At 62.8% G+C, this 13,144-nt stretch carries 14 protein-coding genes; 10 read left to right on the forward strand and 4 right to left on the reverse strand.

Annotated features, from left to right (window positions below; translation table 11 throughout):
* The first annotated feature begins 15 nt into the window (after positions 1-15).
* From ribBA to AB4N42_RS06650, 9 genes are all read left to right on the forward strand, one after another.
* A complete protein-coding gene (gene ribBA / locus AB4N42_RS06610) occupies positions 16-1,107 on the forward strand; it encodes a bifunctional 3,4-dihydroxy-2-butanone-4-phosphate synthase/GTP cyclohydrolase II (RefSeq protein ID WP_181288415.1) in 1,092 nt (363 codons plus the stop codon).
* Positions 1,108-1,422: 315 nt separating this feature from the next.
* The gene (gene ribH / locus AB4N42_RS06615; protein WP_030140459.1) at positions 1,423-1,899 is read left to right on the forward strand and encodes a 6,7-dimethyl-8-ribityllumazine synthase; all 477 of its coding nucleotides are present in this window, start codon (positions 1,423-1,425) and stop codon (positions 1,897-1,899) included.
* Positions 1,896-2,396 (forward strand): transcription antitermination factor NusB, encoded by a 501-nt coding sequence (nusB, locus tag AB4N42_RS06620; protein ID WP_198796669.1) that lies wholly within the window; start codon positions 1,896-1,898, stop codon positions 2,394-2,396. Before ribH ends, nusB begins: the two co-directional genes overlap by 4 nt.
* A 16-nt stretch (positions 2,397-2,412) precedes the next feature.
* Entirely contained in the window at positions 2,413-3,378 is a 966-nt protein-coding gene (gene thiL / locus AB4N42_RS06625; protein WP_198796670.1) for a thiamine-phosphate kinase, read from the forward strand.
* Positions 3,375-3,878, forward strand: coding sequence for a phosphatidylglycerophosphatase A family protein (locus AB4N42_RS06630; protein WP_030140455.1), 504 nt, complete (start codon positions 3,375-3,377; stop codon positions 3,876-3,878). Before thiL ends, AB4N42_RS06630 begins: the two co-directional genes overlap by 4 nt.
* Positions 3,879-3,889: 11 nt before the next feature.
* Positions 3,890-4,648 carry a substrate-binding periplasmic protein gene (locus AB4N42_RS06635; RefSeq protein ID WP_198796671.1) on the forward strand — a complete coding sequence of 253 codons (759 nt, stop codon included), beginning with the start codon at positions 3,890-3,892 and terminating at the stop codon, positions 4,646-4,648.
* A 109-nt stretch (positions 4,649-4,757) separates the two neighbouring features.
* A complete protein-coding gene (gene ribA / locus AB4N42_RS06640; protein WP_030140454.1) occupies positions 4,758-5,375 on the forward strand; it encodes a GTP cyclohydrolase II in 618 nt (205 codons plus the stop codon).
* Positions 5,372-5,791, forward strand: a complete 420-nt coding sequence (locus tag AB4N42_RS06645; RefSeq protein ID WP_198796672.1) for an MFS transporter — start codon at positions 5,372-5,374, stop codon at positions 5,789-5,791. Before ribA ends, AB4N42_RS06645 begins: the two co-directional genes overlap by 4 nt.
* On the forward strand, positions 5,791-6,576 hold the full coding sequence (locus AB4N42_RS06650) for a cobalamin-binding protein (protein WP_407684032.1): 786 nt from the start codon (positions 5,791-5,793) through the stop codon (positions 6,574-6,576). Before AB4N42_RS06645 ends, AB4N42_RS06650 begins: the two co-directional genes overlap by 1 nt.
* A gap of 136 nt (positions 6,577-6,712) precedes the next feature.
* Here the strand turns inward: AB4N42_RS06650 and AB4N42_RS06655 are convergent, their stop codons facing one another.
* The 4 genes from AB4N42_RS06655 to AB4N42_RS06670 all read right to left on the reverse strand — a co-directional run bounded on the left by AB4N42_RS06655 (position 6,713) and on the right by AB4N42_RS06670 (position 11,877).
* Positions 6,713-8,593 (reverse strand): TonB-dependent receptor domain-containing protein, encoded by a 1,881-nt coding sequence (locus AB4N42_RS06655; protein WP_460115986.1) that lies wholly within the window; start codon positions 8,591-8,593, stop codon positions 6,713-6,715.
* A 145-nt stretch (positions 8,594-8,738) separates the two neighbouring features.
* The gene (gene dxs, locus AB4N42_RS06660; RefSeq protein ID WP_460115988.1) at positions 8,739-10,637 is read right to left on the reverse strand and encodes a 1-deoxy-D-xylulose-5-phosphate synthase; all 1,899 of its coding nucleotides are present in this window, start codon (positions 10,635-10,637) and stop codon (positions 8,739-8,741) included.
* Positions 10,638-10,750: 113 nt separating this feature from the next.
* Complete coding sequence (gene ispA / locus AB4N42_RS06665) at positions 10,751-11,638, reverse strand: (2E,6E)-farnesyl diphosphate synthase (RefSeq protein ID WP_198796674.1); 888 nt, start codon at positions 11,636-11,638, stop codon at positions 10,751-10,753.
* Entirely contained in the window at positions 11,635-11,877 is a 243-nt protein-coding gene (locus AB4N42_RS06670; protein WP_003185917.1) for an exodeoxyribonuclease VII small subunit, read from the reverse strand. Before AB4N42_RS06670 ends, ispA begins: the two co-directional genes overlap by 4 nt.
* Before the next feature lie 473 nt (positions 11,878-12,350).
* Between AB4N42_RS06670 and AB4N42_RS06675 the strand changes: the two genes are divergently transcribed.
* Complete coding sequence (locus AB4N42_RS06675; RefSeq protein WP_030140447.1) at positions 12,351-13,139, forward strand: YfaP family protein; 789 nt, start codon at positions 12,351-12,353, stop codon at positions 13,137-13,139.
* Positions 13,140-13,144 lie beyond the last annotated feature (5 nt).

The following is a 13,144-nucleotide window of genomic DNA, read 5'->3' on the forward strand; positions in this document are numbered from 1 at the left end:
CCAAGGGGGTGCCGCGTGGCGCTCAATAGCATCGAAGAACTGGTTGAAGACATCCGCCAAGGCAAGATGGTCATCCTCATGGATGACGAAGACCGCGAGAACGAAGGCGACCTGATCATGGCCGCCGAATGCTGCAAGGCCGAACACATCAACTTCATGGCCAAGCACGCCCGTGGCCTGATCTGCATGCCGATGACCCGCGAGCGCTGCGAACTGCTGAAGCTGCCGCTGATGGCGCCGCGCAATGGCTCGGGCTTCGGCACCAAGTTCACCGTGTCCATCGAGGCCGCCGAGGGCGTGACCACCGGTATCTCCGCCGCTGACCGCGCGCGCACCGTGCAAGCCGCTGCGGCCGCCGACGCCAAGGCCGAAGACATCGTCAGCCCGGGCCATATCTTTCCGCTGATGGCCCAGGCCGGCGGCACCCTGGCCCGTGCCGGCCACACCGAAGCAGCGTGCGACCTGGCGCGCATGGCCGGTTTCGAGCCCGCCGGCGTCATCTGCGAAGTGATGAACGACGACGGCACCATGTCCCGTCGCGCGGAGCTGGAAGCCTTTGCCATCGAGCACAACATCAAGATCGGCACCATCGCCGACCTGATCCACTATCGGATGATCCACGAACGTACCGTTCAGCGGATTGCCGAGCAGCCGTTGGACAGCGAACTGGGCCAGTTCAACCTGGTGACCTACCGCGATTCGGTGGAAGGCGACGTGCACATGGCGCTGACCCTGGGCACTGTCTGTGCTGAAGAACCGACCCTGGTCCGCGTGCACAACATGGACCCGCTGCGCGACTTGCTGATGGTCAAGCAACCCGGCCGCTGGAGCCTGCGCGCCGCCATGGCCGCCGTGGCCGAGGCGGGCAGCGGCGTGGTGCTGCTGCTCGGACATCCGCTCGATGGCGATGTGCTGCTGGCGCATATCCGCGAAACCACCGAACAACAACCGGTGAAAAAACCGACCACCTACAGCATCGTCGGTGCCGGTTCGCAGATCCTTCGCGACCTGGGCGTACGCAAGATGCGCCTGATGAGCGCACCCATGAAATTTAATGCGATATCCGGTTTCGATCTGGAAGTTGTAGAATACGTGCCCTCCGAATAATGGCCCGGGGATTGCGGCATTATCAGGCTTGCTGATTTTATGTGGTGAGGGAGTTTGCTCCCAACGGGTGTAGGAGCTGCCGAAGGCTGCGATCTTTTGATTTTGATCTTTCGCTTGGGACTCAAGTGTCTGGGGAAAGATCGCAGCCTCGTTGCACTCGACAGCTCCTACGACGTGGTTCGGCGGGAGTAAGTGTCCTCACCATAAAAGATGTGCAAGTGAATGAGATGGCGGGATCCACGACCCTGTATTCGTGGCTAATATCACTGAGGAGCGCGTATCGAACGTGCTCCGGCTCTTTAAGAGATCTGACGAATGACCCTGAAGACCATCGAAGGTACCTTCATCGCCCCCAAGGGCCGCTACGCGCTGGTAGTTGGCCGTTTCAACAGCTTCGTGGTTGAGAGCCTGGTCGACGGCGCGGTCGATGCCCTGGTTCGCCATGGCGTGAGCGAAAGCGACATCACCATTATCCGTGCGCCTGGCGCCTTCGAAATTCCGCTGGTTGCGCAGAAAGTCGCTCAAAAGGGCGAATACGCGGCGATCATCGCCCTCGGCGCGGTCATTCGTGGCGGTACTCCGCACTTCGAATACGTCGCTGGCGAATGCACCAAGGGCCTGGCCCAGGTGTCCATGGAGTTCGGCGTACCGGTCGCGTTCGGCGTGCTGACCGTTGATTCCATCGAACAAGCCATCGAACGTTCCGGCACCAAGGCCGGTAACAAAGGTGCCGAAGCTGCCCTGTCCGCCCTGGAAATGGTCAGCCTGCTGGCGCAGTTGGAGGCCAAGTGATTAGCGACGAAAGCGATCGTTTCAACCCGCGCGATCCAAAGCCCGCGGATGCCGGCAAGCCTTCGAAGAGCGTCAAGCGCCGCGAAGCCCGTCAGCTCGCGACCCAGGCCCTGTACCAATGGCACATGGCCAAGCAATCGCTGAACGAGATCGAAGCGCAGTTTCGCGTCGATAACGATTTCAGTGATGTCGACGGCGCGTATTTCCGCGAAATCCTCCACGGGGTTCCGCAGTTCAAGACCGAAATCGACACGGCGCTGACGCCTTGCCTGGACTTGGCCATCGAAGAGCTGGATCCGGTTGAACTGGCGGTCCTGCGCCTGTCCACCTGGGAGCTGCTCAAGCGCGTCGACGTACCGTATCGCGTGGTGATCAACGAAGGGATCGAACTGGCGAAAGTCTTCGGTTCCACCGACGGCCACAAGTTCGTCAACGGTGTGCTCGACAAGCTCGCCCCGCGCCTGCGTGAAGCTGAAGTGAAGGCGTTCAAGCGCTGATAGCGCTTGAAATCCCATGGGTGAGTTTGAGCTGATCCGCCATTACTTCGCCGCTGCGCCATGCGCGCAGGGCGGCGAGGGCGTTGCGCTGGGGATCGGCGACGACTGCGCCTTGCTGGCCGTTCCTTCCGGGGAACAGCTGGCGGTTTCCACCGACACGCTCGTGGCCGGTGTGCATTTCCCTGATCCTTGCGACCCGTTCCTGCTCGGCCAGCGCTCGCTGGCTGTGGCGGTGAGCGACCTGGCTGCCATGGGCGCCAGCCCTGTTGCCTTCACCCTCGCCCTGACCCTGCCAACCGTGACCGCCGATTGGCTGCAAGCCTACGCCCACGGTTTGAGCCAGATGGCCCAGGCGTGCGGCGTGGCGCTGGTGGGCGGTGATACCACCCGCGGCCCGTTGAGCCTGACCATGACCGTGTTCGGTCGCGTGCCGGCCGGGCAGGCCTTGACCCGAAGCGGCGCGCAGCCGGGCGATCTGTTGTGTGTCGGCGGCGAGCTGGGCAATGCCGCTGGGGCGTTGCCGCTGGTCCTCGGCCAGCGCAGCGCCGAACCTGAGGTCGCCGGGCCGCTGCTGGCGCATTACTGGTCACCGCAGCCGCAGATCGACCTCGGCCTGGCATTGCGGGGCAAGGCCAGTGCGGCGATGGATATTTCCGATGGCTTGCTGGCCGATTGCGGGCATATCGCGCAGGCCTCGGATGTGGCACTGACTGTTGAACGGGACCGACTACCGCTGTCCAACGCTCTGGTGGCATTGCTCGGCCAGCCGGGCGCCCAACAGGCGGCACTGAGTGGTGGCGACGACTACGTGTTGTTGTTTACCCTGCCGCCGGTCCGATTATCGGCGCTTTTGGCCGAAGGTTGGCCGATCCATGTGGTCGGCAAGGTCTGCGCCGGGCAGGGCGTCATGCTGGCGGACAGCCTCGGACGCGACATCACCCCACAAATACGGGGTTATCAACATTTTCGGGAGACACCGTGACAGATCATCCCAATCAGGTTCCGGCAGAGTTTGTCCCGCCTTCGGTGTGGCGCAATCCCTGGCATTTCATGGCTTTTGGCTTCGGTTCGGGTACTTTGCCTAAAGCACCGGGCACCTGGGGCTCGCTGGTTGCGCTACCCTTCATACCGTTGTGGCAGATGTTGCCGGACTGGGGCTACTGGCTGATGCTCGGCATCACCATGCTGTTCGGCTTCTGGTTATGTGGCAAAGTGGCGGACGACCTGCGGGTGCATGACCATGAAGGTATCGTCTGGGACGAGATGGTCGGCATGTGGATTACCTTGTGGCTGGTGCCGGAAGGCTGGTACTGGTTGCTGACGGGTTTCCTGGTGTTCCGCTTCTTCGATATCCTCAAGCCATGGCCCATCCGCTGGATCGACAGGCATGTACACGGGGGTGTCGGCATCATGCTCGACGATGTCCTGGCCGGGGTGTTTGCCTGGCTCGCAATGCAAGGGTTGGTGTGGTGTTTTACCTGAGGGAACCAGGCATGGGCGTAAGCCGCGCACTACTGCTGTTGCTGTGTTTAGGGGCGCTGCTCGGTGTTCCGGCGGCCGAATCGGGGCCGCTGCCCGGCAAGATCCGTGCGGCCAGCGAAGAGTGGGCCGACTACACCCAGGCCGATGGCCAGGGCATGGGCTGGGACATCTTGCGGGCCGTGTTCGAGCCTGAAGGCGTCAAGCTGGAGACCCGCAGCGTGCCCTACACCCGCTCGATCGGGTTGGTGCAACGTGGGGAGGTGGATGCACAGGTAGGCGCCTATCGCGATGAAACCGAAGGGCTGCTGTACCCGCATTGGCATTACGACGTCGATCATATCTATGCCCTGGGGCTGGCCTCCAAGCCGTCACCGACGCTGGCGACGATTGGCAACTATCGACTGGTGTGGATGCGCGGGTACGAATACAACAACTACCTGCCCAACATCCGGCGTTTCAATGAAATTCACCGCGCCGTGGGTATCTTGCCGATGCTGGCCCATGATCGTGCCGATTTTTATATCGATGCGTTGATGGAAATCCAGGATGTGCTCGCCAAGGCTGACGATCCCAAGCAATTCAAACTCTCGCCGCTGATCAATCTGCCGCTGTACCTGGGGTTCGCCAATAACGAAAACGGCCGTACGTTGCGGGCGCTGTTCGACCGCCGTATGGAAGTGCTGGTGAAGAGCGGCGAGTTGAAACCGATTTTCGAACGCTGGAAGCAACCCTATCCGTTTGACGAGAATGGCAAGCCACCGAAGCCGTGATCAAACTTTTCGATGCTAATAGGCAGTAATTCAGCCTAAGCGTCCCTCGGATCGTGCTGTTACAATGCCCGCCTCTGCGAATCTTCAGTACTAGATCAGGAGCACACCGGTGCCTGTCGTTTTTGTTGCCGCTTCCAAGCTGCCAACGCCCTTTGCGCAATTCACCATGCATGGTTTTCTCGATGAAGCCACCGGTCGCGAGCACGTTGTGCTGAGCCTGGGTGATTTCGCCGACGGCGCTCCGGTACTCGGCCGCCTGCACTCCGAATGCCTGACGGGCGATGCCCTGTTCAGCCAGCGCTGCGATTGCGGCTCGCAACTCGAAGCGGCATTGCAGGCCATCGCCCGTGAAGGTCGTGGCGTGTTGCTGTATTTGCGCCAGGAAGGGCGTGGCATTGGCCTGCTGAACAAGATCCGCGCCTATGAGCTGCAAGACGGCGGTGCGGACACGGTGGAAGCCAACGAGCGCCTCGGCTTTGCCGCCGACTTGCGCGACTACAGCATCTGCTTGCCGATGCTCGAGCACCTGGGTATCAAGTCCTTGCGGTTGATGACCAACAACCCGCGCAAGGTCAAGGCGCTGACCGACATGGGGATCGTAGTGGCCGAGCGCGTGCCGCTGCACACCGGTCACAACCCGCACAACAAACTCTACCTGGCAACCAAGGCCAGCAAGCTCGACCACATGATGGGCAACGAGCACCAGGGCGAGGTCGACCGGGCGTGACGCGCGGCCAAGTCCGGCGGCGCCTGGCCGTCAGCTGGTGGCAGTACCTGGCGCTGGCCTTGCTGCCGCTGTTCGTGATCAACGCGGTATTCGGCCAGGGCGAGGCTATCCTGCCAGTGCTGGCGATGCCGCTGTTCATTGCGGGCGTGGCGTCGATGTTTGTCAGCCTGCGGTTCTTCGGCGGCTATAAAAACGCCCTGGTCGCCACGCAAAAGTCCCTCGATACACCTGAAGAACCCCAAGCCTGGATCACCCTGGCGGCGCGACGGCGCGCAGCCTTCCTGGTGGCAGGCCTGCCAGCATGGATTGGCGCCCTGGCGGTGTTCGTTGGCCTCGAAGCGGTGCCGTTGATGCTCCTGGCGTTATCCACCGCCGTGTTGTTCTACCTGTATCGCATCCCGCGTCAGCTCGGTTGATGCGTCTTTGGCTGGCGGTCCTGCTGCTGGCCACCAGCGCCTCGACGATGGCGGCGACCCGTGTGGTCAGCCTGGCGCCCTCGCTCTCGGAAATCGTTGTCGAGCTCGATTCCGCCGACCTGCTGGTGGGCGTGTTGGATGGCGGTGAACGTCCGACGGTCCTGAAGGATCTGCCTTCGGTTGGGCGTTACGGCCAGCTGGACATGGAGCGTCTGCTCAGCCTCAAGCCTGATTTGCTTCTGCTCTGGCCGGGCAGCGTGGGTCCGGGGCAGCGCGCGCAACTTAAAGCGCTGGGCATTCCGATCTACGTCGCCGAACCCCACAGCCTTGACCAGCTCATTACACAAATTCAAGACATCGCCACCCAGCTCGGCCGTCCGGAACGGGGCGTGCAGCGAGCGGCGCAGTTGCGTGAACGTCTTGAGGCGCTGCGACAACGCTATCGCCGGGACACGCCGGTGCCGGTGTTCTATCAGGTCTGGGACCGGCCGTTGTACACCGTCGGTGGCGGGCAGATCATCAGTGATGCGCTGGCCGTGTGCGGCGCCCACAACGTTTTTGCCGACCTCGATCTGCCAGCGCCGCAGGTGAGCGTGGAGTCGGTGTTGCAGCGCCAACCGCAGATGATCCTGGCCACGGACCAGGCGCAGCTAGACGCCTGGAAAACCTGGCCGGTGGCGCAGGGGAGGTTGCTGTTGGTCAATGACAAAGGGCTGGAGCGGCCCAGCGGGCAGATGATCGAGGCGACTGCGCGGTTGTGCGAATTGATTGCGCCAGATCGGTAGACCGCGGCGCCTGCAATCGCGAGCAAGCTCGCTCCCACAGGTTTTGTTGTGAACACAAAACCTGTGGTCACTGAAGATCAACTGTGGGAGCGAGCTTGCTCGCGATGAGGCCAGTCCAGACGCTACAGGTTCTGGATCAGAGCGCCGGGGTCCAGGTCACCCCAAACAACCAGGCCCGACCTTCCTCCCGATACCCATGCTGCTCACCGTCATGGCTGTACAGCGCCCGGCTGTAACTCTGGTCCAGCACATTATCCACCTTCATCTCCAGCTTCACTTCCCGGCTCAGCGCCCAACTGCCGCGCAACCCGAGCAGGGCATAGCCGCCCAAGGCATTGCGGTTGTTTTCATCGTCATAGCTACTGCTCACCGCTTGCCAGGTGGCGCCGAGGCCCAGGCGATCGAATTGCCGATCCAGGTCCAGGTTCAGCGTCCGTCGGGCGCGGCGGGCGAGGGTGTGGCCACTGTCGCGATCGCGCGGGTCGATGATGGCCAGGCCCAGGTTGCCCTGCCAGCCGAACAGTTCCTGCCGGTAGGCCATCTCGAAGCCGTTGATCCGCGCCGAAGCGACGTTCTGCGGACGTGAGTCGCGGCCAAAAATGATCGCGTCTTCCAGGTCGGTGCGGTACAGCGAAGCCTCGACGCTGGCACGGTGGCTCAGTTGGCTGCGCCATTGCAGTTCGTAGCTCTTGGCGGTCTCGGGTTTCAGGTCGGGGTTGCTGTAGTCCGGGTAATACAGATCGTTGAAGGTCGGCGCGCGGAAGCTTTCGCTGTAGGTCAGCAACACGTCGTTATCCGGGTTGACCGGCAGGGTGAGCGTTCCGCTCCAGCTGTTCTGGCCGCCGAATTGCTGGTTCTGGTCACGACGCAGGCCCAGTTCAGTGGAAAAACTTTCGCCCCGGAAGCGGTGCTGGATAAACGCTGCGCGGTTCCAGCGACTGTCTTCATCGAACGGTGTGCTGCTGTTGACCCGGTCCTGATACCCGTCGCCGCCCAGGATCAGGCTGTTGCGCCCGTCGAGCGTCACGTCGTTCTGCCATGTCAGCGAATCACGGTAGGTATTGAAGGTTTCGCGTACATCGCTGAGCTTGTCGTAGGTTTTCTCGCGGTTCTCGCTGTGGCCCAGTTCGAGGCGGGATTGCCAGGCATCGTTGATTCGCCCGTCCACGTAGGTGCTGAAGCTGCTCACGGCAAATTCGCTATAAGGCTGCTGGGGCAGGGACTCGAAGGTGTTGGGGTCGAAACGGCCGAACGGGTTGTCGTATTCGCTCTTGCCGCGGTTATCCAGCAGGTTCACGCCGACTTCCAGGTCGTCGTTGAGCGCATGGCTCAAACTCAGGCTGAAGGACCGGTTGCGGTTCGCGTCGTCGTCGCGGTCGCTGGCGTAGGACTCGTGGGTTCGATTGCCTCCTGCGGTTTCGTCCAGGCTCGCGCCCAGGTTGAAGCGGGTCTGCTTGTCGCCACCGGACAGGCCAAGGCTGCGCTCCCAGGTCTGGTGGTTGCCAAAACCGAGGTGCAGGCGCGGTTGCAGGCCTTGTTCGGTACCGCGTCGGGTGAAAATCTGGACCACCCCGCCCACCGCATCGGCGCCGTAGATCACCGAGCGCGAACCGCGCAGCACTTCCACCCGTTCGATTTGATTGATGTTCAGGCGTTGCAGGTTGCTGTCGCCGGAGGTGGCGTTGCCGATGCGCTGGCCGTCCACCAGCACCAGGCTCTGGGCTGACTTGGTGCCTCGGATGTAAATCCCCGGCAGGCTGCCGCGCCCGCCCAGTGGCGCAACCTGCACACCCGGCACGCGGCTGAGCAGGTCGGTGACGCTGGCCGTTTGCAGGCGTTCGATGTCGTCGCGGGTGAAGATCGTGTTGGCGGCGCTGCTGTCATTTCGGGCCTCGACCTGGCGGTTGGCGCTGATCAGGATATCGGGCAGCGTCAGTGCTTGATCGCGTTCGAAGGTGTCGGCCAGCAGGTCGGGGATGGGGAGCAGGGCGAGGGTGAGGGCGAGGCGGTGTTTCATGGGGTTCCAATCATGCTTGATTCACACAAAACCAATGTGGGAGCGAGCTTGCTCGCGATAGCGGTTTGTCAGCCAATGGGTTAATTGACTGATCTTCCGCTATCGCGAGCAAGCTCGCTCCCACAGGGGCTTGTGTGGGCTGAACTTACAGGCCCAGCAGTTGCAACCGCAGCCGCACCGCCGCTTCGATCCCAGCCTCGTCCAGCCCGCATTCGGCCAGCATCTGCGCCGGCTTGGCGTGTTCGACGTAGGTATCCGGCAGGCCCAGGTGCAGCACTGGCTTGAGGATGTTTTCCCGCGCCAGGCATTCGCTGACTGCCGAGCCGGCGCCGCCCATGATGGCGTTCTCTTCGACGGTCACCAGCAGTTGGTGGCTGGCGGCCATCTCGCGGACCATGGCTTCGTCCAGGGGTTTGACGAAACGCATGTCCACCACGGTGGCGTCGAGTGTCTCGGCGACTTTCAGGGCCTCGGCCAGTTGTACGCCAAACACCAGCAGGGCCGTTTGCTTGCCCTGGCGACGGATCACGCCCTTGCCGATCTCGATCGGCTCCAATTCGCTTTCAATCGTGGCGTTCGGGCCGGTGCCGCGCGGGTAGCGCACCGCCGCCGGGCCGTTGAACAGGTGGCCGGTGGTGAGCATCTTGCGCAGTTCGTTTTCATCGCTCGGCGTCATCACCAGCATGCCGGGGATGCAACGCAGGTACGACAAGTCGAAGCTCCCGGCATGGGTCGGGCCGTCTTCGCCCACCAGCCCGGCGCGGTCGATGGCGAACAGCACGTCGAGGTTCTGCACGGCTACATCGTGGACGAGCTGGTCATAGCCGCGCTGCAGGAACGTCGAGTAGATCGCCACGACAGGCTTGGCGCCTTCGCAGGCCATGCCGGCGGCGAGGGTCACGGCGTGCTGCTCGGCAATCGCCACGTCGAAATAGCGCTGCGGGTAGCGTTCGCTGAAGGCCACCAGGTCCGAGCCTTCCTTCATCGCCGGGGTGATGCCCACCAGGCGCGGGTCGGCGGCGGCCATGTCGCACAGCCATTGGCCGAACACGCCGGAATACTTCGGTCCGCCAGCCTTTTTCGGCGCGGCCGCCGGAGCGTCCAGGGGTTCGAGCTTGGTGATCGCGTGGTAGCCGATCGGGTCGACTTCCGCCGGGGCGAAGCCTTTGCCTTTCTTGGTGACCACGTGCAGGAACTGCGGGCCCTTGAGGTCGCGCATGTTGCGCAGGGTGGCGATCAGCGTGGGCAGGTCATGACCGTCGATGGGGCCGATGTAGTTCCAGCCCAGCTCTTCGAACAGCGTGCCGGGGACCAGCATGCCCTTGGCGTATTCTTCGGTGCGGCGGGCGATTTCCCAGGCGCCGGGCAGGCGCGACAGGACCTTCTTGCTGCCTTCGCGCATGCTCGCGTAGGTGCGGCTGGAAAGGATCTTCGCCAGGTAGTTGGACAAGCCGCCGACGTTGCGCGAGATCGACATGTCGTTGTCGTTGAGGATCACCAGCATGTTGGCGTCGACTTCCGGCGCATGGTTCAGCGCCTCGAAGGCCATGCCGGCGGTCAGTGCGCCGTCGCCGATCACGGCGATCGCCTTGCGTTCGCTGTTTTGCAGGCGGGCGGCAATTGCCATGCCCAGGGCGGCGCTGATGGAGGTGCTGGAGTGGCCAACACCGAAGGTGTCGTATTCGCTCTCGGAACGGCGCGGGAAGGCGGCGATGCCGTCCTTCTGGCGCAGCGTGCCCATGCGGTCGCGACGTCCGGTGAGGATTTTATGCGGATACGCCTGGTGCCCGACGTCCCACACCAGCCGGTCGTCCGGGGTGTCGAAGACGTAATGCAACGCGATGGTCAGCTCGATGACGCCAAGGCCCGCGCCGAAGTGCCCACCGGTCTGGCCGACCGTGTAGAGCAGTTCCAGGCGCAACTCATCGGCCAGGGTTTCCAGCTCGGCTTCACCCAGGCGACGCAGGCCGTCCGGCGTGTTGGCGCGGTCCAGCAGGGGCGTGGTCGGGCGCTTGCGGGGAATCTCTTGGAACGTCGTGGGCATCAGGCGAATCGTTATAGGTATAGAAAGAGGCGGCAGTTTACCTTATGCATCGCAAGCTGCCCACGCGTCGGCCGGAACTTGGCCGATACGCACTTAAATGGGTTGACCGTGTATCAGCTGCGTCGTTCGACGATATAACGCGCCAGATCGCGCAACGGTTCGGCCGCCGCGTCAAAGGGTCGCAGCGCGGCCAGGGCCTGGTCGCGCAGTTCCAGGGCGTAGGCCTTGGCGGCATCGAGGCCGAGCAGGGCCGGGTAGGTTGGCTTGTCCCGCGCGATGTCGGCGCCTTGGCGCTTGCCCAGGGTCTGGGTATCGCTTTCGACGTCGAGGATGTCGTCCTGCACCTGGAACGCCAGGCCGATGGCTCGGGCGTAGGTCTGCAAGGCCTGCAGCTGTGCGGGCGTGGCCCGGCCGCTGGCCAGGGCGCCGAGCTTGACGCTGGCTTCGATCAGCGCGCCGGTCTTGTGCCGGTGCATGTATTCCAATGCGTCCTGATCGAGCTTCAAGCCCACCGAACCGAGGTCGATGGCTTGGCCTCCGACCATTCCGGCAGGGCCTGCCGCCAATGCCAGGGCGCTGACCATGTCCAGGCGAACCTGCGCCGGGCAATCGCTCAGGGTCGGGTCCAGCAGCGCACTGAAGGCCAGGCTCTGCAGGCCATCACCGGCCAGGATCGCGCAGGCTTCGTCGAATTTTTTGTGAGTCGTTGGCTGGCCGCGACGCAGGTCGTCATCGTCCATGGCCGGCAGGTCGTCATGCACCAGGGAATAGGCGTGAATCAGCTCAACCGCGCAAGCCGCGCCGTTGGCCTGCTCGGCCGCGCCGCCAAGGGCTTCGCACGCGGCATAGGCCAGCAGCGGACGTACCCGCTTGCCGCCGTTCATCACGCTGTAGCGCATGGCTTCGTACAGCCGCGCCAGTTCCGGGCTCGGGGCGCTGAACAAGGTATCCAGTGCAGCATTGACCCGGGCCTGGCTGCTGGCCTGATACGCGCCGATCATTCAGGCTGTTCCGCGTCGAACGGTTCTTCGGTCAACTCGCCGTCGCGCTCGAGCAACAATTGCACCTTCTGCTCGGCCTGGGCCAATGCCGCCTGGCAGTCGCGAGTCAAGCCGATACCTTGCTCGAAAGCCGTCAGCGAGTCTTCCAGCGACAATTCGCCGTTCTCCAGCCGTTCGACCAGTGTTTGCAGGTCGGCCAGAGATTGTTCGAAATCCAGTGCAGCTTTTTTGCGGGCCATGGCGGCTATTCCGGTTGACTGTTAAACCGGCGCGACACTAGCAGACATGGGGTTTTCGGGCAAATCAGGGTGGGGTAACGCGGGCCGTGATCCAGTGCTTTTGTGGCGAGGGAGCTTGCTCCCGCTCGAGCGCGCAGCGGTCGCAAACTGGATCAACCCGGCGGGTTTGGGGCTGCTGCGCAGCCCAGCGGGAGCAAGCTCCCTCGCCACGGGATTTCGTCAGAAGTGACGTCGGGTTCCGTATTCGGCTCATTTCGTGAGCCGAATAAATCCTCTATTCGGCTCACGCCACGTTCGATACGTGATTTCCCACACAGAATCGCGCGTTTCCCGATTGTGAAAAAACTGTCAAATGGCTACTCTTCGCGCCATCTTCGGCCCCTTGTAACGGGGCCTTCAGACGAACCCCGAATAATGACAAACAGCGCCCCGGGAAGGGTGTCGGGTTGCGTCGTGCATGGCAGGAGGCTTACGTGCGTTTTCTTTCTTTATTGATCGTGTTGCTCGGTGCGCCGCTGGCGTGGGCCGGGCCTTCGGCTGAAATGTCGGAGCCGGTCGGCGGCTGGCGCTACAGCGGCTTGCTCGATCGCACGGAAAACCCCCAGGTCGCCTATCCCACGCCGCCCATAGACCGCGGCATCCAGCGCAATCGCACGATGATCGAAGGCCGGATCAAGGACATGGGCACGGCGCGTCAGCCCCACAGCCTGTCGGTCAACGGCAACCCGCTGAATCTCTACACCGATGAAGAGGGGCGTTTCGCCCGGCCATACGCCTTTGGCGCTGGCTCCAACAGCGTCGAAGTGCGCAGCTCCGAAGGCCAGTCCCTCAAGCGCGTGCAATTCTACGAAGCCAATAACTTGCGCACCCCGGCGCAGATCCGCGTGGTGCTGGGCTGGGACGATCCAAACGCTGAACTCGACCTGCATATCGTCACACCCGACGGCCAACATGCCTTCTTTGGCCAGCCGGCCCTGAGCAACGGCGGCGGCCTCGACCCGGACGGGGTCGACGGTCCCGGTCCCGAAATGTTCACCATGACCGCGCCGATGCACGGCACCTACTTGGTCTACGTGAACTATTGGGGCAACTACGGCGACGGCGGCTACAACTTCGATGAAACGAGCAACCAGAACGAGGTGATTACCTCGCAGATCAACCTGGTGCTCAACGAAAACACCGTCGATGAAAAACGCGAGACCTTTGTCGTGCCCCTGCGCGCCATTGGCGATCTGTTGCTGGTAAAGACTTTCAACTACTAATCCGG

The organism is Pseudomonas sp. H2_D02 (genome assembly GCF_054677635.1).

Bases quoted from the DNA above. Each gene is read 5' to 3' on its own strand.
- ribH (WP_030140459.1), top strand. From the start codon at position 1,423: ATGACCCTGAAGACCATCGAAGGTACCTTCATCGCCCCCAAGGGCCGC.
- thiL (WP_198796670.1), top strand. From the start codon at position 2,413: ATGGGTGAGTTTGAGCTGATCCGCCATTACTTCGCCGCTGCGCCATGC.
- AB4N42_RS06635 (WP_198796671.1), top strand. From the start codon at position 3,890: ATGGGCGTAAGCCGCGCACTACTGCTGTTGCTGTGTTTAGGGGCGCTG.
- AB4N42_RS06650 (WP_407684032.1), top strand. From the start codon at position 5,791: ATGCGTCTTTGGCTGGCGGTCCTGCTGCTGGCCACCAGCGCCTCGACG.
- AB4N42_RS06655 (WP_460115986.1), bottom strand. From the start codon at position 8,593: ATGAAACACCGCCTCGCCCTCACCCTCGCCCTGCTCCCCATCCCCGAC.
- dxs (WP_460115988.1), bottom strand. From the start codon at position 10,637: ATGCCCACGACGTTCCAAGAGATTCCCCGCAAGCGCCCGACCACGCCC.
- ispA (WP_198796674.1), bottom strand. From the start codon at position 11,638: ATGATCGGCGCGTATCAGGCCAGCAGCCAGGCCCGGGTCAATGCTGCA.
- AB4N42_RS06670 (WP_003185917.1), bottom strand. From the start codon at position 11,877: ATGGCCCGCAAAAAAGCTGCACTGGATTTCGAACAATCTCTGGCCGAC.